The following is a 20,171-nucleotide window of genomic DNA, read 5'->3' as shown; positions in this document are numbered from 1 at the left end:
GCGCTCCTCGTGCGTGATCGCGTCGAAAATCTCATCGCCGACGGCGGCCCGACTGTCGTGTTCCAGCCGATCTGCGACACCGTCACCACCGCCGTCGTGGGATACGAAGCGCTGTCGCGCTTTCCGTTCGGCCACGGCTCACCGCTGATGTGGTTCAAGGACGCCACGGCGGCCGGTGTCGGACCACAGCTCGAACTCGCGGCGATCGACGGTGCGTTGAATACGATGCACGTGCTGCCGGAATCGGCATTTCTCTCCCTCAACGCGTCCGCCTCCACCATCCGCTCGACGGATCTACTGGCGCGATTACGCCCTCACATCCACTCTCGGGTGCTCTACCTCGAGATCACAGAACACGAACGGGTCGAGGACTACCGGGCCATCGCCCGATCGGTCGAAGGACTACGTGCGGCGGGCGTTCGGATCTCGATAGACGATGTCGGCGCAGGATTTTCCGGCCTCAGGCAAGTCGTCGAACTCAAACCGGACACACTGAAGATCGACTACACCCTGGTCCACGGGATCGACTCCGACCCGACGCGACGAGCCGCAGCAGCAGCGTTGGCGTCGTTCGCGCACGAGGTCGGAGCAACCCTGATCATGGAGGGCGTCGAGACCGAAGAAGAACTGCGCGTCGCCGTCGAACTGGACGTCGACATGGTGCAAGGTTTCTACACCGGCCGTCCGGTAACCAGCTAGATGTCCGACACCGTGTACTTGGTCAGCCCTGGCGCGGCGGCCAGCAGCGCGCCCAACTCGGTGGTCTTGCCCGGTCCAGCCCTGAACTCACGGTACTTCGCGTCCGCCTCCGCCGATTCCCAACGCTCGTAAGCGATCCAGTGGGTCTCGTCGTCGGAGTCGACGAGCACGTCCACTCCGAGGCACCCGTCGAACGCCCGAGTCTCGGCCAGCACCCGGCCGAGAACCCGCTTGCCCTCGTCGAGCGCTTCGGGCTTCAGTTTCACGTCGAGCAGGGCAACCAAGGTCATGGTGAATCTCCTCTTGCTTCTTCGGGTGTTCGCCGGTGCAGTTGTCGGGATGAATACTGGTACCGACTGTTCCAGCCTATGCCTCGTCGTCCGACAGCGGTTTGGCATCGCGGCAGAACGCCCGCACGCGCTCGTCCGTCCAGACCTGAGCGGGGACTCCGCCGCCGAGTAACTCCCGGGCGAGCCCGGGATCATCGCCGAGCGGGATGTCGCTGCCCGCGATCACGACGTTGCCGTAACGACGGCCCTTGAGCATCGCAGGATCGGCGATGATCGAGGTGTGGGGAAAGATCTCGCCGATGGTCGCGGCCTCGCGCTTGGCCATCGTCAAGTCCCGGGTGTCGCCACAGTTGACCACGTACAGTCCGCCGGGGGCCAGAACCCGTCGGACATGCTCGGTGAACTGCCGGGTGGTCAGTGGCCGGGGAGTCACCGCACCGGCGAACACATCTCGTACGACGAGATCACGGCTGTTCTCGGACAAGGTTTCGGTGACGGCCCGGGCCTCGCCCACCCGGATGCGGAGTAACGGCGCACGAGGTAGATCGAACCAGTCGCGTACCAACTCCGCGAGCTTGCCGTCCAACTCGACGACCACTTGCCGCGCATCGGGATACACCGACGAGAAGTACCGGGCGAGGGTGCACGCGCCACCGCCGAGATGGAGGGCACGCAGCTTGCCGTTCGAGGAGCGCGAAAGAGACGGGCTGGAAAAACCGTGATGCTCGACGAGAGACGCGATCCACCTCATGTACTCGAAATCGAGCCTCTGAGGATCCAGGGCGTCGATGTGCGAGCTGGGTACACCGTTCACTTCCAGCGTCCACCCGTCGGCGGACAGGGAATCGCGCACGAGTGTCGCTGTCCCGGTCTCGATTCGGTACTCCCCAGCCTCGGCGGTGCCCGTGCGCGCCACCGACGGTCGACGCGCCTTCGGGTTGCGCGACTTCGAACTCATGGTCCTGTCCTCATGATTGCGGCCTCACGATTGCGGCCTCGTGATTGCGGCCTCGTGATTGCGGAATGGGAGTGTCCGTCGATCAGCCTAATCATCCGTTGCCGACCAGCTGGTCGGCCCCTCGCCGGTTCGATCCACCTTCGTGCGATTCGGGGTCACATTGCGCGTGAAGGAGCGGAGGCGCATACTGACTTGCATCATGCAAGTTACTAGCTGCGAGGGGTAGCCATGCTCACCGAGGAACACCAGCGTTCGCAGACTTTCTCCTGGGTCAGCCCCCGTGAGGTGCTGCGTCAGGCATCGAAGCTGAGCGGATTGGAAGTCATGCAGGCGGTGGCGTCCGGTGAACTGCCACCACCGCCGATTGCTGTCCTCATGCAGTTCGCTCCCGTCGAGGTGAGCGACGGCAAGGTCGTTTTCGAGTGCACACCGTCCGAGGCGCACTACAACCCCATCGGTACCGTGCACGGCGGGTTGGCCTGCACCTTTCTGGACACACTCGTGGGCTGCGCCGCGCACACGACGCTCCCCGCAGGCGTCGGCTACACCTCGATCGATCTGAACGTCAGCTACCTCAGGAACATTCTCGACACCTCCGGTCCGTTGATCGGGACGGGAACGGTCACCAAGCGGGGCTCCCGCGTGATCTTCGCCGAAGGTTCGATCGTGGACAAGGACGGTAAGCTCGTCGCTACCGGCACGAGCTCACTGCTGGTCATCCCTCCGAGGTAAGGCCGAGGCACAACCTATGCAGCGCAACGCTTTCGACACGATGGGGTGTCCTATCGCGTCCGCGCTCGAACAGGTCGGCGAATGGTGGACGCTCCTGATTCTGCGCGACGCCCTCGACGGCTTCACCCGGTTCGACGAGTTCGAGCACAACCTCGGCATCGCACCGAACATGTTGACCCGTAGGCTGAAATCGCTCGTCGAATCCGGGCTGCTCGAGCGTCGTCGGTACAGTGATCGGCCACCGCGATTCGAGTACGTCGCCACAGAGCGCAGCCGTGAACTCAGCTCGGTCATCGTCGCGTTGTACGCGTGGGGCAACGAACACATCGAACACGAGGACCGAGAGGTCGTTCTCGTCGACGCCGACGGAGAAACCATCGACCCGGTCTTCGTCGATCGACGAACCGGACGCACTCTTGCCGAGAGCAAAGCTCACTTCGTCGCCGGGCCCGCCGCGTCGGACATGATGCGCGAACGGCAGGATCCGGACAAGCGACGCTCACGCAGGAGCCGGGCGGCTTCCGTCGGTCGCGAGCCGAACAGCCAACAGGCCCAACACAGTTCCCATGATGTAGCGCTGCACCCTCATCCAGGTCGGACGTAGCGACAGGAACCGGGCGATGGATCCGGCACCGACAACGATCAGCGCATTGACGGTCACCGCGACGGCAATCTGCACCCCGCCCAGGGTGACGCCCTGCAGGAACACCGAACCCGCTGCGGGATCGACGAACTGTGGAATGACCGAGATGTACATGACGGCCATCTTGGGGTTGAGCAGGTTGGTGAACAGCCCCATCGTGAACAGTCTTCGGTTCGAATCCCGTTGCACACCTTCGACTTCGAACACCTTCGTCGCACCTCGCACCGCCGAGACAGCCAACCACAGCAGGTAACACGCACCGGCGATCTTGATCGCGAGGTACAGCGTCGGGACCGCCGCGAACACGGCAGCGAGGCCGAGATTGGTGGCGATCACGTACACCACCAACCCCAGCGCGACACCGCCCAAGGACACCAGTCCAGCGCTGCGTCCCTGAGAGATGCTGCGCGACACCAGATACACCATGTTGGGGCCGGGAGTCAGCACCATCGCCAGAGCGACGGCGAAGACACCCAGCACAGCTGCCGTGGACACCATGCCTTCAACAGTGTCACCGACGGACGCCGATGTATCGGTCCAGTTCTACGATCCTGGCCCGCTCACTCTTCGGACAGCTGATTCGGTGCACCCCCCGTCGGGCGCAGTCAGCTAGAGATCGATCGAATCCGCGACGACCCGGGCGAATGCCGCCATTCCCGCGGCAGTCGGATGCAGTGGCGCTGCGGGATTCGCCGGAACGACACCTTCGAGGTACCTCTCCGCAGGTGCGGCACATGCATCGTGTCCGACGCTGACCGGACGCACGTCGACGAACCGAGCACCGTGCTCGGTTGCCTGCTGGGCCAGTGCGTCGTTCATCCGGTCGACGCTCGCCTGCAGATAATCCGCATCGCGGGCCCACACCGCCTGCGTTCCGTAACACCCACCGGGACGAACGTACGTTCCGTATCCGACGACGACCACCTGCGCGTTCGGCGCCCTCTCGCCGATCGCGTCGAACACCTCACCCCATCGAGGAGCGGCCGCGGCGACGGCGTCGGCAAGCACATCGGTGCCTCCGGCGGTCAGCGCATCTGCGCACGACGTGCCGTCCGGCTCGGGGGAGAAGTTGACACACCCTCGGGCCTGCCCGACGAGATCGACGTCGTTTCCGCCGATGGTGACGGTCACCAGATCCGTCTCGGGAGACAGTGCCTCGATCTGCAGCGGGATCGGCCCACTGTTGGTCTGTTGCTGATCGGTGACGATGTTCTCCGACCGCGCCCCGGAGCACGAGACGTCCGTGAACGACGCCGCACCGACGAGACCGGCGAGGACATGCGGATAGTTGGAGTCGGACTGCAGGCACCCGGGTGTCCCCGTCGATCGTGGAATCAACGGCCCCGATGCTGCCGAATCGCCCAATGCCACGTAGTCGATATCCGTGCCTTCGGAGACCGTCGGCCGAGGCGCTTGGAGCCCAGAAGACTCGGGAGCGGCGGGAGATTCGGGAGCGTTGGGGGATTCGGTGGAGCAGGCGGCCAGCATGCTCACCGCGCCCAGGACGAGTGCAGCAGTGAACCCGGTGGATACAGGAATCCCCGGTGCTGCGCGCCGCATAGTGGACGACGTTACTCCCGCGCGACGATTTCCCGGACGGCGTCCGCGACCAACTCGTTCATGGCCGCGGCGTCGGGATCGTCGCTCGCCGTTCTCGACAGCACGACCGCGAGAATCCGCCGCCCGTCGGCTGCGAGGAGAAGACCGGCGTCGTTGGAGACTCCGTAGGACCCGGTGCCTGTCTTGTCCGCCGTCGTCCAGCCGGCTGGAACTCCGGCTCGGAATCGGGTGTCCGACGTCTGCGTGCCCGCCATCCAGTCCAGGAGCGTGGCCCTCGACGAGTTCGACAGCGGCCCGCCGGTGAGCAGGGACCGATATCCCGCGGCGAGGCCGGCCGGGGTCGTGGTGTCACGGTCGTCGCCGGGCAGGGCGGTGTTCAGGTCGGGTTCGATGCGGTCCAGACGGAACTGCCCGTCACCGAGGGAACGCGCGAACGCCGTCAGCTCGCCGGTCCCGCCGACCGCGTCGATCAACAAGTTGCCTGCGGTGTTGTCGCTGCGGGTCAGTGCGGCCGCGCACAGCTGTTCCAGCGTCACCGCCTGGCCGGCCTCCCAGTCGATCGCCGATCCCGGCACCTTGTCCTCGGCTTCGACGACGCGTGTCTCGGTCAGCGACAACGTGCCGGCGTCTGCGGCGGCGAGTACGGCGCCGGCCGCATAGACCTTGAAGGTCGAGCAGAATGCGAATCGCTCGTCCGCCCGATACGTCGTGGTCACCTCCGAATCCAGGTCGACGGCGAACACTCCCAGCCGCGCGTCGAATCGCTGCTCGAGCGCCGCGAACTGCTCCTCGAGGCCGGCCGGCTGTTGCTCGGAGGAGTTCGGCTGCCCAGATCCCGCGGAGTCGGGGGAGGGGTCCGCGCCACAGGAGACCGCGAGAGCCGCCGAGCCTGCGATGACGAGGAACTGCCTGCGTGATCGGGTGTGCGCCATGCATCCCAGGAGAACACGGATGCCGATTCACAGGAAGCTCCCAGTGCCGAAAGGCCTGTGTACCTGGTCGGGCCTGCATTCGGCCGGTACCCTCGACCGGGTTCACCTGGAATACATACGAAAGACGAGACACCTATGATCACGAACTTCATCAACCTGATCCTCGGCGGCATCGGCACCGCGTCCGCCGGAAGCAGCGGCTTCGAGTTGCAGCCGGGCGTTCTCCCCTTCGGTCTCTGACAGCCCGCTCTCCTCTGACAGGGCTTTCTCCAGTTGTCCGTCATGAATAATCGGCTTCCGATCTGCGTGACCTGCGGAGTCCAGTACGACCGTGACTCCGCAGGCCGCGACGATCGGCCCGCCGCATGCATCATCTGCGAGGACGAGCGCCAGTACATCGGCTACGACGGCCAGCGGTGGACATCGCTCGCGAAACTTCGGGAGCAGGGCCACAGCGTCGAGATCCGTGAGGAAATTCCGGGTCTGTGGGGACTCGCGACCTCCCCCGCACTCGCCATCGGACAGCGTGCACTCCTCGTCCCCGGCCACGGCGGGACCGTCATGTGGGATTCGGTGACCTACATCGACGACGCCGCCGTCGCCCGAGTCGCCGAGTTGGGCGGCATCTCCGCGATCGCGCTATCGCATCCGCACTACTACAGCTCGATGGTCGAATGGTCCCGAGCCTTCGACGACGCCCCGATCTACGTTCACGAACGTGACGCCCGTTGGCTGACGCGGACCGACAACGTCGTCCTGTGGTCCGGTGAGCGCACGGAAATCCTGCCCGGCCGCACCCTCCTCCGTGCAGGCGTCCACTTCGACGGCGGAACGGTCATGCACTGGGCCGACGGCGTCGACGGGCGCGGAGCGCTCTGCGCAGGCGACATCTTCACCGTGGTTGCCGACCGCCGGTGGGTCGGATTCATGTACAGCTATCCCAACTTGATCCCCGAGCACCCGGACACCATCCTGCGCGCTGTGAAGATGGTCGCTCCCTACAGCTTCGAATCCTTGTACGGCGCATGGTGGGACCGGATCATCACCGACGATGCCCACGCGGCGGTCGTGCGCTCCGCACGCCGGTACTTCGAACACATCGGCGCACGCGAACACATACTGGCGCTGGAGTAACCGGGCGCGGCAGACCCCGGTGCGGTCCAGAAATACCCTGACCGACAAACAGCACCGTTCCGCGCCTACGGATCTACTATGTGACGATGCACTCGCTGCGGCTGTTCAGCTCGCGACTCGAACCGGCCGCACTGTTCCTCGGCGTCGTGTTCTTCGCCTTCTCGATGACCCCGTCGCTGCTGCCGCGCGCCTGGTATCTACAGGGCGTGGCGTCGGGCATCAGCATCGCCACGGGTTACGGCGTCGGCTGCGCCGTGGTGTGGCTGGTGCATCGGTGCGGGATTCGTCCTCGATGGTCCGACGCGACGAAACGGTACGGCTGGTGGGCCCTCGCCGTATTCACCGCGATCGTCGTGCCACTCTTTCTGGTACTCGGATCATGGTGGCAGCAGATCGTGCGACGGCTCGTCGAGGTCGACGACGAAGGCCCGGGCCGAATCCTGTACATCGCAGTACTTCTCGTCGCGGTAGTCGTTGCCGTTCTCCTGCTTCTCGCCGCCCGCGGACTCCGTTGGTGCGCACGTCGGTTGGCTGTTCTGTGCACGCGGTTCGTACCGATCCCCGCGGCGAAGGCAATCGGAATCGCCGTCGTCACGATCCTGACGCTGTTCGTCGTCAACGGGGCGGTGAACAACGTTCTCATCGCGACCATTGCCAGCTCGTCGAAACTGGCCGACGAAGGTAGCCACCCCGGCGTCGAGCAGCCTGCCGCGATGGAGAAATCGGGATCACCGGACTCGTACGAAGACTGGGACTCCCTCGGAATGGAGGGGAGGCGCTTCGTCGCCTCCGGCCCGACTGCCGAGCAGATCGAATCGTTCACCGGTGCAGATGCTCTCACGCCGATCCGGGCGTATGTCGGGGCTGCGGAGGCCGATTCGATCGACGAGGCCGCCGACCGCGTCGTCGCGGAACTGGAACGTACCGATGCGTTCGACCGGGCCGTCGTCGCCGTGGCCACCACCACCGGACGCGGTTGGGTCAACGAAGCCGTCGCCGGATCGTTCGAGTACATGAACGGCGGGGACACGGCGATCGCGTCGATGCAGTACTCGTTCCTGCCCAGCCCCATAGCGTTTCTCGCAGATCGTGATTCACCGCGTGAAGCAGGACGCGCGCTGTTCGACAAGGTGTACGACGCCATCCTCGAGCGTCCCGAGGGCACGCGGCCCGAACTGGTGGCATTCGGAGAGAGCCTGGGCGCGTACGGCGGGCAGGACGCCTTCGGTGGCGCACGGGACATGGTGGCGCGCACCGACGGTGCTCTGTGGGTCGGTAACCCAAACTTCACCAAGCAGTGGGCGGAGACGACGGCGAACCGCGACGCGGGTTCACGCGAGATCCTCCCGGTGATATCGGGCGGCCGCTACGTCCGGTTCGCGGGCAGACCGAGCGACCTCGACATCGGCACTCCTTGGGCCGAACCTCGTGTGGTGTACTGGCAGCACGCGTCGGATCCCATCACGTGGTGGTCGCCGGATCTGCTTCTGCATCAACCGGACTGGCTGCGCGAGCCCCGAGGAGTCGACGTCGACCCCGGCGTTCGATGGTTCCCGTTCGTCACCTTCTGGCAGACGACGTTCGACATGGTGTTCTCCACCGACGTTCCGCAGGGATACGGCCACAACTACGGCGAGGACGCCGTCGACCTGTGGGCCGAGATCCTTCAGCCCGAGGGCTGGACCTCGCAGGACACCGAGCGTCTTCGCGAGATCATCGCGGGTTGAGATCCCGCACTCGGGGTAACCCGGCCGCATGAGTGAAACGAACAAGCAGCCCGATCCCGCCACGACCGATACCGATACGTCGCCGACGGGTGCCGACGACGACGTTCAGTCCGACCCCGCTGCAGGCGAGGAGTCCGGGGATTGGTCCGGTGAAGGCGGCGCAACCCATGAGGGCCCCGCCACCGACACCGAATGATCCCTGTGTGTCACCGAATGATCCCTGTGTGTCGATGACCCTCAGGTTCCGGTAAGCCGATGCTCGGCAGGCCTGAGCAGGTGCACGTCACTGTCGGTCACGACCTTTTCGACGACGCATCGACCGGAGAGCCAATCTCCGGCGATGTCGAATTCCACGCGCAGATCCCCGAGCCAGTCGATGTCGACCACCACCCCGACGGTTCCGGCCGGTACCCCGCTGCACCATGCACGCTTGCCCAGATTGCGTGCGGCCACCACTACGTCACCTCGCCGGTGCAAGTGCTGTCCTCTCCTCATGTATCCCCCCAATTTCGATCCCTGCGGTCCGTGACTCCTGCGGTTCCGGCCTCGAGTCAACCTCACCCCAGCGGGGTCTTCAAGTCGTAGCCAGTCGGCTGAGCTGCGGTTTCACCGTCGATCGACTCGGTTGGGACGGTCCAAACCGACTCAGAATCCGAAAGGGCCCTATCTTTTGCCGAATCGGCAAACCTACTTGCCATGCGGCTGCAGGTGGGCCACAGTGGTCGCATGACTACACACCTCGACCATGACGTCATCATCGTCGGCGGCGGCCCGGCCGGACTTGCAGCGGCGGTGACGCTCGGACGTGCGCGCCTACGAGTTCTCGTCGTGGACGCGGGCTCACCACGCAACGCACCTGCCGACCACGCCCACAACTACCTAGGGCTGGAGGGGATTCCGCCTCTCGAACTCCTGGCACGCGGACGCGAGGAAGCACAGGGATACGGCGCAGAAATCAAGGCGGGCACGGCGGTGAAGGCGGCTGCGCACGGAGACCACTTCACCGTCGAACTCGCCGACGGCGTCACTCTCACCGCCCGACGCCTGCTCGTGACGACAGGCCTGACGGACGAACTGCCCGACATCGACGGTCTCGCCGAGCGGTGGGGGCGTGAAGTTCTGCATTGCCCGTTCTGCCACGGCTGGGAGGTGCGCGACAAGAAGGTCGGCATCATCGGCAGCCCCTTCGGCGTTCATCAGGCACTGATGTGGCGGCAGTGGGTCGACGACGTGGTGCTCTTCACCCGCGAATTCGTGCCCACCGCAGACGAATCGAAGAAACTCGCTGCACGCGGCGTCGCGGTGATATCGGACGCCGTGCAGAAGATCGCCGTCGAGAACGATGCGCTCGTAGGCGTTCAGCTGACCACCGGTTCGGTGGTTCCGGTGGACGCAGTGGTGACCAAGCCGACGTTCACCGCCAACGCCGGCGTTCTGGTGAGCCTCGGACTGGAGGTCACCGACATGATGATGGGCGACGTACCCGCCGGGGCGTCGTTCGTGGCGACGGATCAGACCGGCGCGACGTCGGTTGCCGGCGTCTACGCCGCGGGCAACGTCGCAGCCCCCATGGAGAACGTGATCGGTTCTGCCGCAGCGGGCGTCCGCGCGGCGGGCGGTGTCGTCGCAAGCCTCATCGAGGAGGACACTCGCCTGCCCGCCGGCCCGGACGACTCGACCGGCGCCGCACGCTAAGCGCGGTCGCGCAACTCGTTCATCAGCAGCATCAGGGCCGGCGCTGCCGAGACGAGCTGCGCGGCGGACTCGTCCGGCAGTCGCCCCAGAGCTCCGGTGATCCGTGCCGACCATGCCGCTTCGATGCGGGTTCGGTGGCGCCGCATTCGATCGGTGACGTTCAGTTGCGTGACACGTCGGTCCACCGGCGACGGACTCTTGACCACTAGACCACGCTCGACGAGGGTGCGGACCGCGGCACTGACGTTGGAGGGTTGCATCGCCAACATGTCTGCCAGCGCCGAGACTCCGATGCCCGCATGCCTGTCGATGTGCTTGAGCACGGTCACCTCCGGTGCAGGCAACGGTTCGATGTCGAGCCCTTCCACGCGATCCCCGCGTTGAATGATCCAACTCAGGTCGTGCAGCACCGAGGCGAGGCTTGCAGGTCCGGTCGTGTCCGTCACACCGACATAATACATATAAAAATATAAGCTATTGTCCTAGTCGATGACTACCACCACGCCCTCCCGGACTGCAGCACCGAACGCCGTACTCATCGGCGCACTCGCACTGCTCACCGCCGTACCACCGCTCGCGACCGACATGTACCTCCCCGGGTTCCCGGCGATGGCAGCCGATCTGAACACCTCCGCCAGCAGCATTCAGCTCACGCTGACCACCTTTCTCATCGGCCTCGCCATCGGCCAGCTGATCATCGGACCCCTGTCGGACAAACTCGGCCGACGAGTCCCGCTGGTCGTCGGAGCCGCCGTGTGCCTCGTCGCAGGCATCGCCTCCGCCCTCGCACCGTCGGTCGAGTTCTTGATCGCCGCCAGGTTCGTCCAAGGCCTCGCCGGAGCTGCGGGCGTCGTGCTGTCGAGGGCGATCATCGCCGACCGGACCGAAGGAAGCCACGCCGCCAAGCTGTTCGGGCTGATGATGATCATCGGCGGCGTTGCCCCGGTCATCGCACCACTCATCGGCGGCGCCGTCGTCGACTCCCTCGGATGGCGCGGCGTCTTCTGGATCATTGCGGGCCTGACTGCAGTGATGCTCCTGTGTGCCATCGCGCTGGTCCCCGAGTCACTGGACCGCGAGAACCGCCGTGATGGAGGCCTCGCCCACATGATCAGCGGTATGGGATCCGTCGTGAAGAACCGCCGATACGTTGCCTACACATTGACGTTCGCCTTCGCCTTCAGCGTGATGTTCGCATACATCTCTGCGTCACCGTTCGTACTGCAGAACATGCTCGGCCTGTCGGCGGGCCAGTACTCGGCGGCATTCGCCGTGAACGCACTCGGACTCATGGTCGGAAGTGCCATCACCGCGAAGCTCGCCGACCGAATTTCCCTGCACCGCATGATGACCGCTGGGATCGGCGTACTCGTTGTCACGACCACGCTGCTCCTCGTTCTCGTCATGGTCGGAATCAGCCTGTGGCCGACGCTCCTCTTGCTGTTCCTCACACTCGTGGCCGAGGGCTTCGTCTTCGCCAACGCGACGAGCCTTGCCGTCGCACAGGTTCCGCATCTCGCCGGCACCGGCTCGGCTGTGCTGGGTGCACTCCAATTCGGTCTTGCCGCACTCATTTCGCCACTAGTCGGCCTGGGCGGCGAGGAGACCGCCGTTCCCATGGTCATCGCCATGTTCGTCAGCGCACTCATCGCCGCCGGTGCCTGCTTCGTGAGCCGAAAGGACTGATCAGGCAGAGGCCTCGGAACAGAGGACAGAGGCCTGGTGCTCAGAGCGAGCCGAGAGCCGCCACCAACTGCTCCTCGACGGCATTCTTCTCCAAGCCGAGGTCGGTGAGCAGACCCTCGCCGTTCTCGAACTCGAGCATTGCCAGCAACACGTGCTCGGTCCCGACGTAGTTGTGCCCCAGACGCAGTGCCTCGCGGAAGGTGAGTTCGAGCACCTTCTTCGAGCCTGCGTCATAGGGGATCAGTGCAGGCGACTCGCCTTCCGACGCGGGAAGCAACGCCTGCGCGGCGTCGCGCACCTGCTGTTCGGTCCGGCCGTCGGACAACAGGAATCGAGTGCCGATCGACTCCTCCTCGGTCAGCATGCCGAGAACCAGGTGGGCAGGAGCGATCTCGGCACTGCCCACGGCGTGAGCCTCGTTCTGGGACGCGACAACGACGTTCTTGGCCCGAGGCGTGAACCTCTTGAAGCCCTCGGAGGCGTCCATCGCGGAATCGGATCCGCCCGGCCCCTTCGGAACGAATCGCTTCTGCGCGGCCTGCTTGGACACGCCCATGCTCTGGCCGATCTCGGTCCACGACGCACCCGACCGGCGCGCCTGATCGACGAAGTGACCGATCAGGTGATCGGCCAGATCGCCGAGGGAATCGGCCGCGACGACCGCGTCGGACAGTTGCTCGAGCTCGTCGTCGTGCACTTTCTTGATGGCGTCGATCAGATCGTCGAGGCGGACAGGGACTTGAACTTTCGTTGATTCGACCATGCGTCAACCATAAGTTGACGATCGAGCTTCGTCAACTCCCAGTTGACGATCTCAGGCGAACAGCCGCGCAGCAGCGACGCCCGCCTCGATGTCGACCTGCCGTGCTCCGAACATCGCCCGCAGCTGCTCCGACGTGACCGCCGGACCCGCAGCCACCGCGGCGGCCACCGCCGTCGCGTCGACTCCCGCGGCGACGCCCTGGTCGCCCGCGATGCCGTTCAGGAACTCCGCCAGATGCTCGGTCGTCGCCTGCGCACTGACGGGCGGCAGATTCAACATCGCGAAACCGTCGGGAGCGCTGTACGCGGCGCGTGACCACCGGCCCTTATCGAATACGTAGACGAACCCGAGCCACATGCCCGACCGCTGAATGTCCGCGATGTAATCGGCCACCACGTCGCCCGTCCAGGCAGGTAACCCGCGCAGGAGGTCCGTCTCGGGTTCACCGAAGTACTCGGCGGCTGCACCGAAGTACGTTTCGCTGTACTCGTGGTCGTACCCCACCAGAACTGCCCGCGAGATCTCACTCGACACCGAAGCGGACGCGTCGGCGATCCTCAGTCCCGCGATCCTCGGTGCCGCGATCCTCAGTGCCGCCCAGTTGCCCCCGCCGTCGTCGTAGTGCCACGTTGCACCGGGCGCTGCACTGCTGCCGGGGCGGGCGTGGCAGTGGTCCGGCCAACCCTGCGCCGCCGTGAGGGCCGCACACAACGCCCAGCGACCACGCATGGCCTCCGGCCCCGGCAGATCAGGAGTAGGCGAGCCGCTGCTCATGCCACCGGAGCCGTTCCGGCCATCATGATCTGCTCGACGGCGCTCATGAAGTCCTCCGGTGCCTGGATGTCCGTGGACGCAGCGATCGTCGTCGCCGCCGTGAGCACCGGTTGATCACGCTGGTCGAAGATCTCGTTCTCCACGACCATCAGATCCGCACCCACGGCCCGCCGCGCCGACACCAGTGACACTTCGCAGCTCAACCGATCCCCGGCCAGCAGCGGCCGGTGAAAGGTGAATCGCTGATCCACCTGGAGGATCTGAGGCATCGCGTAGCAACTGAACGTTTCCTCGAACATCCGTCGCTGCGCCACGAACGCGATGAGCGACATGAAGGTCGGCGGCGCGACGAGGCTGCTGTGGCCGAGAGCCGTCGCCTCGTCCTGGTCGAAGTGCGCGGGATGGAAATTCTGTACCGCGTTCGCGAACTCCGAGACCTTGGCCTTGCCGACCTCGTACACATCGTCGATTCGGTAACTCTGCCCGACCATGGCCCGAACCTGCCCAGGGACGTCCTGCGATGCGGCGTCGTCCTGTGATGCGGCGTCGTCCTGCGATCCTGTGCCGTCCGATGCACTCATGGTGTCCGATTTTACGCGTTCATCTGGACTGCCCACTCCCGACGGCCCCCCGGCGCAGGGCTTCCAGACCCAGCGGCACGACCACCGCGATCACGACGTGCATGAGTGCGAGGGTGATCGTGCTGGCCGCGTCGAAGTCGGCGGCGACGGTCATCGCGATGGTGCCCAACGGTGCGACGACTCCGACGACCTGTGCGATGCGAACGACGGGAAGCCACTTCAGGGACACGAGGGCGGCGACGCCCATTCCCACGACCATGGGCACGACCGTCAACATGACGACTCCGCCCGGTGCGACCGCCATGGTGGTTCCGGTGTCGGTCAGCTCGAAATTTCCGCCCGCTGCCAGCCCGATCACCCAGAGAACGAGATTGAGCACCAGAGCGAGCAACACGGAGAACAACACTGCTCGCGGCCGCGACAACGAGCGAGCAGAAATTCCTGAAATCGACGTGGTCATGGGTGACTCCTGCCTGTACGCAAGGACCAGGGTCGCCTTGCTTCGACAGAGCAGACCCGTACCGATCCGAGAACTCATCGCACACCGACGCAGGACTCGTGACGAGGTTCCCAGCACAGTGGAGGGGTCCTACAGTAATCTTCCCGTCAGGGCGAACTTGACAGCCGGTTCGTGGACTACAGCAGCAGGTGAGGGGGCCTCCGATGAACACGAAGGCGCCGTCGATGCATCGAACGCTTGCCGGGGCACCGAAGTTCGTCGGTGCGGCGAGTGTTCTCGCCGTCGGCGCCGTTCTGTTCCTCGTCGGTGACGCGTCGGTTCGGTCGATGGTTCTCGGCACGTTCGCCATCGGAGCCATACTCGCGATCGGCGTCGGCATCCGCAGACACAGGCCGGCCGACGCCACCTCATGGTGGTGCCTGTTCGGGACCGCGATCCTGTTTCTGGTGGGCGTCAGCCTCCGCGGGGACCCGAGTATCTACCCCTCGGGCGTGACGGCGCTGTCGAACACGTTCATGCTCGGCGGGTACGTGTTGATCGGTGTCGCACTGGCCCGGTGGATTCTCGAACGCCGCTCCCGCGACGACGTGACGCCGCTGATCGACGCGACGTTGACCGCAATCGGTGGGTTGTTCCTGTCGTGGGTCCTGCTGATCTCACCCCTTCTCGACAGCGAGATGGACACTGCCCTCGCCGTTCTCAACGGCATCTACCCGGCCATCGACGCAGGCATGATCACGCTGACTGCGTATCTGTTGATGTCGTCCAAGCGCGGCAACACCTCACTGCGGTTGCTGATGCTCGCGTTGCTGTCGGTGTTCGTCGGCGACATCGCCTACGCGCACTTCCTGTCTCGGGCGTCACCGCTGTCACCTGGCCTGCTCGACGGCATCTACCTCGTCGGCTACGTCTCGCTCGGACTCGCGGCGCTGCACCCGCAGATGGCCACGATGGCTCAGCGTCAGCGTGCGACACCCCGTCACCGGCGTCGGTCCGCGTTCCTCTTCGTCATGCTGTTGGTGTGCGCGGCAATCCCTGTCCTCGGAACCTCGTTGTCCACCGCCGATCTCGCGGTTCGCTCCACACTGCTCTCGGCCATCCTCATCGGCAGCTTCCTCCGCGGCGAACGCGCCATGAGCCTGATGGAACGCAGCGAGGACGACGCCAGGTATCGCGCGGCGCACGACGCGCTGACCGGCCTACCCAATCGCACGATGCTGCCCGACGAGTTCGAGCGCCTCGGGGCGCGGGACGAGCCGGGCAGAATTTTCATCCTGTTCGTCGACCTCGACAACTTCAAAGTCGTCAACGACTCGTACGGGCATCGCGTCGGAGACGAAATGATCGCGGCGACAGCGCACCGAATTCGGTCCACGGTCCGCTCGGTCGATACCGTGGTTCGCTACGCGGGTGACGAATTCATCGTGATCGGCCGCTGCACTCGACCCGAGATGGAAGCGCTGGCGAAGTCGATAGTCGATCGAATCGCCGAGCCGTTCGTTCTCAGTGCCGCCAGCGCGTACATCACCGCGTCGGTCGGCATCGCCGCGACCACCAACCGGGCGCATCGTCTCGACGACCTCATTCGCGAAGCCGACACCGCGATGTATCACGCCAAGTCGCAAGGCGCGTCCCGCATCGCATACTTCGACGAGTCCCTGCGGGCGTCGTCCACGGCCGCGATCGAGACGGCGACCGCTCTGCGCGGCGCCGTCCGGCGCGGAGAGTTGGTGGTCTACTACCAGCCGATCGTGATGACCTCGACCCGCGCTACCGTCGTCTACGAGGCTCTGGTGCGGTGGCAGCACGGTGGAAGACTGCGCGGACCAGGCGAGTTCGTGGCCATTGCCGAATCGACCGACCTCATCGGTGAGATCGGTGCGGCCGTCCTTCGTACCGCCCTCACGGACCTGGCCGAGCTGCGTGCGCAGGGCCAGGACGTCACGATGTCCGTCAACATCTCACCCGTACAGCTACGCGACGAGTCACTGCCGGTACTCGTCGGACAGTTGTTGGCCGAGCTCGGATTGCAGGGATCCGATCTGGCACTGGAGGTCACCGAGACGGCGTTGATCGACGACGTATTCGCCGCGAAGAAGATCCTCGACCGCCTCGCTGCGCTGGATGTGCTGATCGTGTTGGACGACTTCGGAGTCGGTTACTCCTCGCTCAGTCGCCTTCGTGAACTGCCCATTGCACTGCTGAAGATCGACCGCTCGTTCATCGCCGAGATCGGGACCGATGCCTCGGGTGGCTCGTTGGTGTCGGCAATCGCCGCGATGGCACGGGCACTACCCGTCTCCATCGTCGCGGAGGGCGTCGAGACCGAGCATCAGGCCCGCGCCATCGAGGCACTGCACTGCCGGTTCGCCCAGGGGTACCTGTACGGGCGGCCTGCTCCGCTGCAGCACTGGCTGAAGCAGGGCAGCGGCCCCGCCTCGTCGTCCGTGCCCGTTCAGTAACACCCAGGCACCCCAGTACCCCAGCACCCGCTACTTCAGTCGGTATCCCATCCCGGTCTCGGTCAGTAAGTGCCGCGGACGGGACGGATCGTCCTCGAGCTTCTGACGTAGCTGGGCTAGATAGATTCGCAGATAGTGCGTCTCACGTTCGTGCTTCGGACCCCACACGGTCTTCAGGATCTCGCGCTGGGACACCAGCTTTCCGCAGTTGCGGGCCAGCAGCTCCAGCACTCCCCACTCGGTGCGGGTCAGATGGACGACGTCCCCGCCGCGGGTGACGGTCTTCGAGGACAGGTCGACGGTGAACGAATCTGTCTCCACCACTGCGTCTTCCACCGCCCTCGGGCCGCGACGCAAGGCCGCACGCAACCGCGCCAAGAGCACGTCCATCTCGAACGGTTTGGTGACGAAGTCGTCGGCCCCGGCGTCCAGTGCATCCACCGTGTCGGCGGAATCCGTTCTCGCCGAGAGCACGACGATCGGAACGTCGGTCCATCCGCGCAGACCCCCGATGACTTCGACACCATCGAAATCCGGCAGACCGAGATCCAGGAGTACCACCTCGGGGTGAAAATCCGCCGCCAGACGGAGCGCTTCGGCTCCCGACGCCGCGGCCACGACGTCGTATCCACGCACTTTCAAGTTGATGCGCAACGCGCGAACGATCTGGGGTTCGTCCTCGACCACGAGGATGCGGATACTCGGCGATTCGGTCACTGCGCGCCCTCCGAGCTCTGCGACGGAACGGGCCGAGCACCCGACGCCCTCAGTTCCGAGGACACCGTCAGTTCCGAGGACACCGTCGGTTCCGGGGACATGAGCTGCACGGCCACCGTCAACCCTCCGCCCGGGGTGTCGAGGGCGCGGACGTGGCCGCCCATCGCTTCGACGAATCCGCGTACGACGGACAGGCCCAGGCCGACGCCTGCGCTGTTGTCGGTGTCCCCGAGTCGCTGGAAGGCGTCGAACATCGTCTGCTGGGCAGCTCGAGTGACACCTGGACCGTTGTCTGCGACGGTGATCGTCGTCTCGCCTCCGCTCTCCGTTGCACGGATGAACACCGTACTACCGGGAGCGTGCCGGACGGCATTGCTCACGAGGTTGGCCAGTACACGCTCGAGCAGGCCTGCGTCGGCGAGTACACAGGCGCTGCCGACGTCGGTGACGGTCGACGACGGATCGGCCTCCAGTCCGATCAACGCTCGCTGCACTGCATCCTCGACGTAGACCGGTGCGAGGGCCGGCCGTACCACACCTGCCTGCAACCGGGAAGAATCCAGCAGGTTCTCCACCAGAGACGTCAGCTGATCCGCCGACTCGTCGATGGTCGCGATCAGTTCGGCGGTGTCCTCGGCCGAGAACTCCACATCGGTGCTGCGGAGCGACGACGACGCGGCTTTGACGGCGGCGAGCGGGGTGCGCAGATCGTGACTGACGGCAGAGAGGAGCGCGCGGCGCAGTGCGTCCGCCTCGGCCAGAGCTGTTGCGCGACTGGCCTGCTGGGCGCGTCGAGCAGCGAGATCGACCAGGACGGCCACCGCCACTGCGACGACCAGCAGCACCACGGTGACGAGAAAGTTCTCGGGCTCGGCGATCGTGAGGCTGTAGCGGGGTTCGGTGAAGAAGTAGTTGAGCAGGAACCCGGAGATCAGGGCCGACAATGCTGCGGGCACGACGCCCCCGAGAAGGGCGACGCACAGGACGACGACGAAGAACAGCGCACTGATTCCACTCGAGTCGAAATCGGCTCCCAGCACTTCGATGAGTCCTGCCGCGGCACACGGAACCACCACTGCAGCAATCCAACTCGATGCTGCTCGTCGAACCGTGAGCCGACGGGTCACGGCCGGATCTCGATGTCGTCGACGTGCACGTCGACGTCGTCACGCGTCAGCGACACACCGAGGATCTCGGCCACGATCGACATGGCGATGCGCGCCAGGTCGTTTCCGACGGCTTGGAGGTCGCTGTCGTATGCACCGACCACCGAGAGCGATACCCCGGTGCACACGTGCCCGTCGGTATGCACGGCGATCTCGGTCGGCTGACACCCGTGAACTCCGGACAGCGCCCGCAGCACCGCGGTACGCACGACGTGATCGCTGACGCGCAGTGTGTCGGATCCACGGCCTTCCGGCGACGTGGGGAACTGCGCATCCACCGGCCACGTCCGACGGGTCGTCGCACGGACCTTGGAGATGATGGAGTTGCTGATATCGAACCAGCGCGGCTCCTCCGGCGCCTCCCGCAGCTCCCGCGCCGCCCGCTGCAACACCCAGTCGTCCGGTTCCGACGTCATAGCTGCATCACTGCCATGCCGCCAACCTTTCACTCAACGTTGCTCGGGCGCGAACCAGGTGACCGCGTACCGCGCTTGCCGACAATGTCATGATCTGCCCGATTTCCGGATGTGTCATCCCCTCCACTTCTCGCAGCAGCCAGCATGCTCGCTGCCGGTAGGGCAGTTCGGCCAGAGCACGCCCCAGATCCGCCATGAAGTCATCATTGGTGGCACTGACCTCGGGATCCGCGCGTGCATCGGTGCTTCGGCGCTCGAACACCCAGTCCTCGGCAGGTGCGACCGCACGCTTGCGCCGATGATCGACGACCTTGTGCGAGACCATCGAGAACAACCACGTCCGTAGTTTCGAGTCGCCCCTGAACGTATCCAATCCCTTCCACGCTGCGACGAAGGCGTCCTGGACCACCTCCTCGGCGGCCCCGTGATCGGAGAGCATGTTGCGGGCGTAGCGGAACATCTCCGGTCCGTACCTGGCGACGATCAGCTCGAAGGCGTCGGTGTCACCCAGAGCCGCGTTGCTGACGAGCACGTGGTCGGACAGTGGCCGGCCGTCGGACATGACGCGGCCAGGCAGCTCGTCGGTCATCGGAGCGTGTCCGCCATCTGTGCCCCCGTCCTCGAAGTGCTCGTGCCGCGTGTGCCCACCTGGACGAGATGCATTCGACACCGTTCTACCAGCGCTTCACAAGTGTGACGCACGCCACTATTTTCAGACGTGCGCTTTTCCGATTTCGCTACGACCTACTTGGCGTCACAATCGATTCGCGAGAGGA

Annotated in this window: 23 protein-coding genes and 1 pseudogene; 9 read left to right on the top strand and 15 right to left on the bottom strand. The window is 65.2% G+C overall.

Annotated features, from left to right (window positions below; genetic code table 11):
• Positions 1–699 (top strand): EAL domain-containing protein (locus CH293_RS10010; protein WP_141217163.1); only part of this gene is annotated, 699 nt, incomplete at its 5' end.
• On the opposite strand, the gene CH293_RS10005 is transcribed toward CH293_RS10010, so the two are convergent.
• Positions 696–989: a putative quinol monooxygenase gene (locus CH293_RS10005; RefSeq protein ID WP_037109665.1), complete on the bottom strand. Its 294-nt coding sequence runs from the start codon at positions 987–989 to the stop codon at positions 696–698. The genes CH293_RS10010 and CH293_RS10005 overlap by 4 nt on opposite strands.
• Positions 990–1,065: 76 nt before the next feature.
• Positions 1,066–1,947, bottom strand: a complete 882-nt coding sequence (locus tag CH293_RS10000; RefSeq protein ID WP_094720040.1) for a spermidine synthase — start codon at positions 1,945–1,947, stop codon at positions 1,066–1,068.
• A 228-nt stretch (positions 1,948–2,175) separates the two neighbouring features.
• On the opposite strand from CH293_RS10000, the gene CH293_RS09995 reads away from it, so the two are divergent.
• The gene (locus CH293_RS09995) at positions 2,176–2,679 is read left to right on the top strand and encodes a PaaI family thioesterase (RefSeq protein ID WP_037109670.1); all 504 of its coding nucleotides are present in this window, start codon (positions 2,176–2,178) and stop codon (positions 2,677–2,679) included.
• Between the two features lie 16 nt (positions 2,680–2,695).
• Positions 2,696–3,283 (top strand): helix-turn-helix domain-containing protein, encoded by a 588-nt coding sequence (locus CH293_RS09990; protein ID WP_080732958.1) that lies wholly within the window; start codon positions 2,696–2,698, stop codon positions 3,281–3,283.
• Here CH293_RS09990 and CH293_RS09985 read toward each other — a convergent pair.
• From CH293_RS09985 to bla, 3 genes are all read right to left on the bottom strand, one after another.
• Positions 3,179–3,820, bottom strand: coding sequence for a LysE family translocator (locus CH293_RS09985; RefSeq protein WP_094720041.1), 642 nt, complete (start codon positions 3,818–3,820; stop codon positions 3,179–3,181). The two genes, CH293_RS09990 and CH293_RS09985, sit on opposite strands and share 105 nt — an antisense overlap.
• A 111-nt stretch (positions 3,821–3,931) precedes the next feature.
• Entirely contained in the window at positions 3,932–4,882 is a 951-nt protein-coding gene (locus CH293_RS09980) for an SGNH/GDSL hydrolase family protein (RefSeq protein WP_094720042.1), read from the bottom strand.
• An 11-nt stretch (positions 4,883–4,893) separates the two neighbouring features.
• A complete protein-coding gene (bla, locus tag CH293_RS09975) occupies positions 4,894–5,814 on the bottom strand; it encodes a class A beta-lactamase (protein WP_094720043.1) in 921 nt (306 codons plus the stop codon).
• Positions 5,815–6,096: 282 nt separating this feature from the next.
• Here bla and CH293_RS09970 point away from each other — a divergent pair, with 282 nt between their 5' ends.
• From CH293_RS09970 to CH293_RS28170, 3 genes are all read left to right on the top strand, one after another.
• Positions 6,097–6,948, top strand: coding sequence for an MBL fold metallo-hydrolase (locus CH293_RS09970; RefSeq protein WP_255122776.1), 852 nt, complete (start codon positions 6,097–6,099; stop codon positions 6,946–6,948).
• A gap of 86 nt (positions 6,949–7,034) precedes the next feature.
• Positions 7,035–8,675 carry an alpha/beta-hydrolase family protein gene (locus CH293_RS09965; protein WP_176459953.1) on the top strand — a complete coding sequence of 547 codons (1,641 nt, stop codon included), beginning with the start codon at positions 7,035–7,037 and terminating at the stop codon, positions 8,673–8,675.
• A gap of 28 nt (positions 8,676–8,703) precedes the next feature.
• Complete coding sequence (locus tag CH293_RS28170; RefSeq protein ID WP_176459954.1) at positions 8,704–8,871, top strand: hypothetical protein; 168 nt, start codon at positions 8,704–8,706, stop codon at positions 8,869–8,871.
• Between the two features lie 41 nt (positions 8,872–8,912).
• Here the strand turns inward: CH293_RS28170 and CH293_RS09960 are convergent, their stop codons facing one another.
• Positions 8,913–9,128 carry a hypothetical protein gene (locus CH293_RS09960; protein ID WP_230595540.1) on the bottom strand — a complete coding sequence of 72 codons (216 nt, stop codon included), beginning with the start codon at positions 9,126–9,128 and terminating at the stop codon, positions 8,913–8,915.
• 273 nt (positions 9,129–9,401) lie between these two features.
• Here CH293_RS09960 and CH293_RS09955 point away from each other — a divergent pair, with 273 nt between their 5' ends.
• Positions 9,402–10,370, top strand: coding sequence for an NAD(P)/FAD-dependent oxidoreductase (locus tag CH293_RS09955; RefSeq protein WP_094720106.1), 969 nt, complete (start codon positions 9,402–9,404; stop codon positions 10,368–10,370).
• Here CH293_RS09955 and CH293_RS09950 read toward each other — a convergent pair.
• Positions 10,367–10,816: a MarR family winged helix-turn-helix transcriptional regulator gene (locus tag CH293_RS09950; protein ID WP_255122777.1), complete on the bottom strand. Its 450-nt coding sequence runs from the start codon at positions 10,814–10,816 to the stop codon at positions 10,367–10,369. The two genes, CH293_RS09955 and CH293_RS09950, sit on opposite strands and share 4 nt — an antisense overlap.
• 43 nt (positions 10,817–10,859) lie before the next feature.
• Here CH293_RS09950 and CH293_RS09945 point away from each other — a divergent pair, with 43 nt between their 5' ends.
• Positions 10,860–12,056 carry a multidrug effflux MFS transporter gene (locus CH293_RS09945; protein WP_094720046.1) on the top strand — a complete coding sequence of 399 codons (1,197 nt, stop codon included), beginning with the start codon at positions 10,860–10,862 and terminating at the stop codon, positions 12,054–12,056.
• 40 nt (positions 12,057–12,096) lie between these two features.
• Here the strand turns inward: CH293_RS09945 and CH293_RS09940 are convergent, their stop codons facing one another.
• Genes CH293_RS09940 through CH293_RS09925 form a run of 4 tightly spaced genes read right to left on the bottom strand, consistent with a single transcriptional unit; the run spans position 12,097 to position 14,634 of the window.
• Complete coding sequence (locus CH293_RS09940; RefSeq protein WP_094720047.1) at positions 12,097–12,819, bottom strand: Clp protease N-terminal domain-containing protein; 723 nt, start codon at positions 12,817–12,819, stop codon at positions 12,097–12,099.
• A gap of 51 nt (positions 12,820–12,870) precedes the next feature.
• The gene (locus CH293_RS09935) at positions 12,871–13,593 is read right to left on the bottom strand and encodes a hypothetical protein (protein ID WP_094720048.1); all 723 of its coding nucleotides are present in this window, start codon (positions 13,591–13,593) and stop codon (positions 12,871–12,873) included.
• The gene (locus tag CH293_RS09930) at positions 13,590–14,174 is read right to left on the bottom strand and encodes a MaoC family dehydratase N-terminal domain-containing protein (protein ID WP_094720049.1); all 585 of its coding nucleotides are present in this window, start codon (positions 14,172–14,174) and stop codon (positions 13,590–13,592) included. The genes CH293_RS09935 and CH293_RS09930 overlap by 4 nt, the downstream gene beginning before the upstream one ends.
• A 19-nt stretch (positions 14,175–14,193) precedes the next feature.
• Positions 14,194–14,634 (bottom strand): DUF6069 family protein, encoded by a 441-nt coding sequence (locus CH293_RS09925; protein ID WP_094720107.1) that lies wholly within the window; start codon positions 14,632–14,634, stop codon positions 14,194–14,196.
• Positions 14,635–14,837: 203 nt separating this feature from the next.
• On the opposite strand from CH293_RS09925, the gene CH293_RS09920 reads away from it, so the two are divergent.
• Positions 14,838–17,096: a bifunctional diguanylate cyclase/phosphodiesterase gene (locus CH293_RS09920; RefSeq protein WP_037140079.1), complete on the top strand. Its 2,259-nt coding sequence runs from the start codon at positions 14,838–14,840 to the stop codon at positions 17,094–17,096.
• Between the two features lie 30 nt (positions 17,097–17,126).
• On the opposite strand, the gene CH293_RS09915 is transcribed toward CH293_RS09920, so the two are convergent.
• From CH293_RS09915 to CH293_RS09900, 4 genes and pseudogenes are all read right to left on the bottom strand, one after another.
• Positions 17,127–17,813 carry a response regulator gene (locus CH293_RS09915; RefSeq protein WP_094720050.1) on the bottom strand — a complete coding sequence of 229 codons (687 nt, stop codon included), beginning with the start codon at positions 17,811–17,813 and terminating at the stop codon, positions 17,127–17,129.
• A pseudogene (locus tag CH293_RS09910) lies at positions 17,810–18,904 on the bottom strand (ATP-binding protein); the annotation flags it as partial. The pseudogene CH293_RS09910 and the gene CH293_RS09915, both read right to left, overlap by 4 nt.
• 32 nt (positions 18,905–18,936) lie before the next feature.
• Positions 18,937–19,395 (bottom strand): hypothetical protein, encoded by a 459-nt coding sequence (locus CH293_RS09905; RefSeq protein ID WP_037109716.1) that lies wholly within the window; start codon positions 19,393–19,395, stop codon positions 18,937–18,939.
• A gap of 7 nt (positions 19,396–19,402) precedes the next feature.
• Entirely contained in the window at positions 19,403–19,984 is a 582-nt protein-coding gene (locus CH293_RS09900; RefSeq protein WP_094720052.1) for an RNA polymerase sigma factor, read from the bottom strand.
• Positions 19,985–20,171 lie beyond the last annotated feature (187 nt).

Source organism: Rhodococcus sp. 14-2470-1b (assembly GCF_002259415.1).
Taxonomy (GTDB): Bacteria; Actinomycetota; Actinomycetes; order Mycobacteriales; family Mycobacteriaceae; genus Rhodococcoides.
Note: the sequence above shows the minus strand (reverse complement) of the source record. Positions and strands in the feature narration are given on the sequence as shown.

Excerpts from the sequence above, each read along its gene's own strand:
- CH293_RS10005 (WP_037109665.1), bottom strand. The coding sequence starts at position 989 with ATGACCTTGGTTGCCCTGCTCGACGTGAAACTGAAGCCCGAAGCGCTC.
- CH293_RS10000 (WP_094720040.1), bottom strand. The coding sequence starts at position 1,947 with ATGAGTTCGAAGTCGCGCAACCCGAAGGCGCGTCGACCGTCGGTGGCG.
- CH293_RS09995 (WP_037109670.1), top strand. The coding sequence starts at position 2,176 with ATGCTCACCGAGGAACACCAGCGTTCGCAGACTTTCTCCTGGGTCAGC.
- CH293_RS09990 (WP_080732958.1), top strand. The coding sequence starts at position 2,696 with ATGCAGCGCAACGCTTTCGACACGATGGGGTGTCCTATCGCGTCCGCG.
- CH293_RS09985 (WP_094720041.1), bottom strand. The coding sequence starts at position 3,820 with ATGGTGTCCACGGCAGCTGTGCTGGGTGTCTTCGCCGTCGCTCTGGCG.
- CH293_RS09980 (WP_094720042.1), bottom strand. The coding sequence starts at position 4,882 with ATGCGGCGCGCAGCACCGGGGATTCCTGTATCCACCGGGTTCACTGCT.
- bla (WP_094720043.1), bottom strand. The coding sequence starts at position 5,814 with ATGGCGCACACCCGATCACGCAGGCAGTTCCTCGTCATCGCAGGCTCG.
- CH293_RS09970 (WP_255122776.1), top strand. The coding sequence starts at position 6,097 with ATGAATAATCGGCTTCCGATCTGCGTGACCTGCGGAGTCCAGTACGAC.
- CH293_RS09965 (WP_176459953.1), top strand. The coding sequence starts at position 7,035 with ATGCACTCGCTGCGGCTGTTCAGCTCGCGACTCGAACCGGCCGCACTG.
- CH293_RS28170 (WP_176459954.1), top strand. The coding sequence starts at position 8,704 with ATGAGTGAAACGAACAAGCAGCCCGATCCCGCCACGACCGATACCGAT.
- CH293_RS09955 (WP_094720106.1), top strand. The coding sequence starts at position 9,402 with ATGACTACACACCTCGACCATGACGTCATCATCGTCGGCGGCGGCCCG.
- CH293_RS09945 (WP_094720046.1), top strand. The coding sequence starts at position 10,860 with ATGACTACCACCACGCCCTCCCGGACTGCAGCACCGAACGCCGTACTC.
- CH293_RS09940 (WP_094720047.1), bottom strand. The coding sequence starts at position 12,819 with ATGGTCGAATCAACGAAAGTTCAAGTCCCTGTCCGCCTCGACGATCTG.
- CH293_RS09935 (WP_094720048.1), bottom strand. The coding sequence starts at position 13,593 with ATGAGCAGCGGCTCGCCTACTCCTGATCTGCCGGGGCCGGAGGCCATG.
- CH293_RS09930 (WP_094720049.1), bottom strand. The coding sequence starts at position 14,174 with ATGAGTGCATCGGACGGCACAGGATCGCAGGACGACGCCGCATCACAG.
- CH293_RS09925 (WP_094720107.1), bottom strand. The coding sequence starts at position 14,634 with ATGACCACGTCGATTTCAGGAATTTCTGCTCGCTCGTTGTCGCGGCCG.
- CH293_RS09920 (WP_037140079.1), top strand. The coding sequence starts at position 14,838 with ATGAACACGAAGGCGCCGTCGATGCATCGAACGCTTGCCGGGGCACCG.
- CH293_RS09905 (WP_037109716.1), bottom strand. The coding sequence starts at position 19,395 with ATGACGTCGGAACCGGACGACTGGGTGTTGCAGCGGGCGGCGCGGGAG.
- CH293_RS09900 (WP_094720052.1), bottom strand. The coding sequence starts at position 19,984 with ATGACCGACGAGCTGCCTGGCCGCGTCATGTCCGACGGCCGGCCACTG.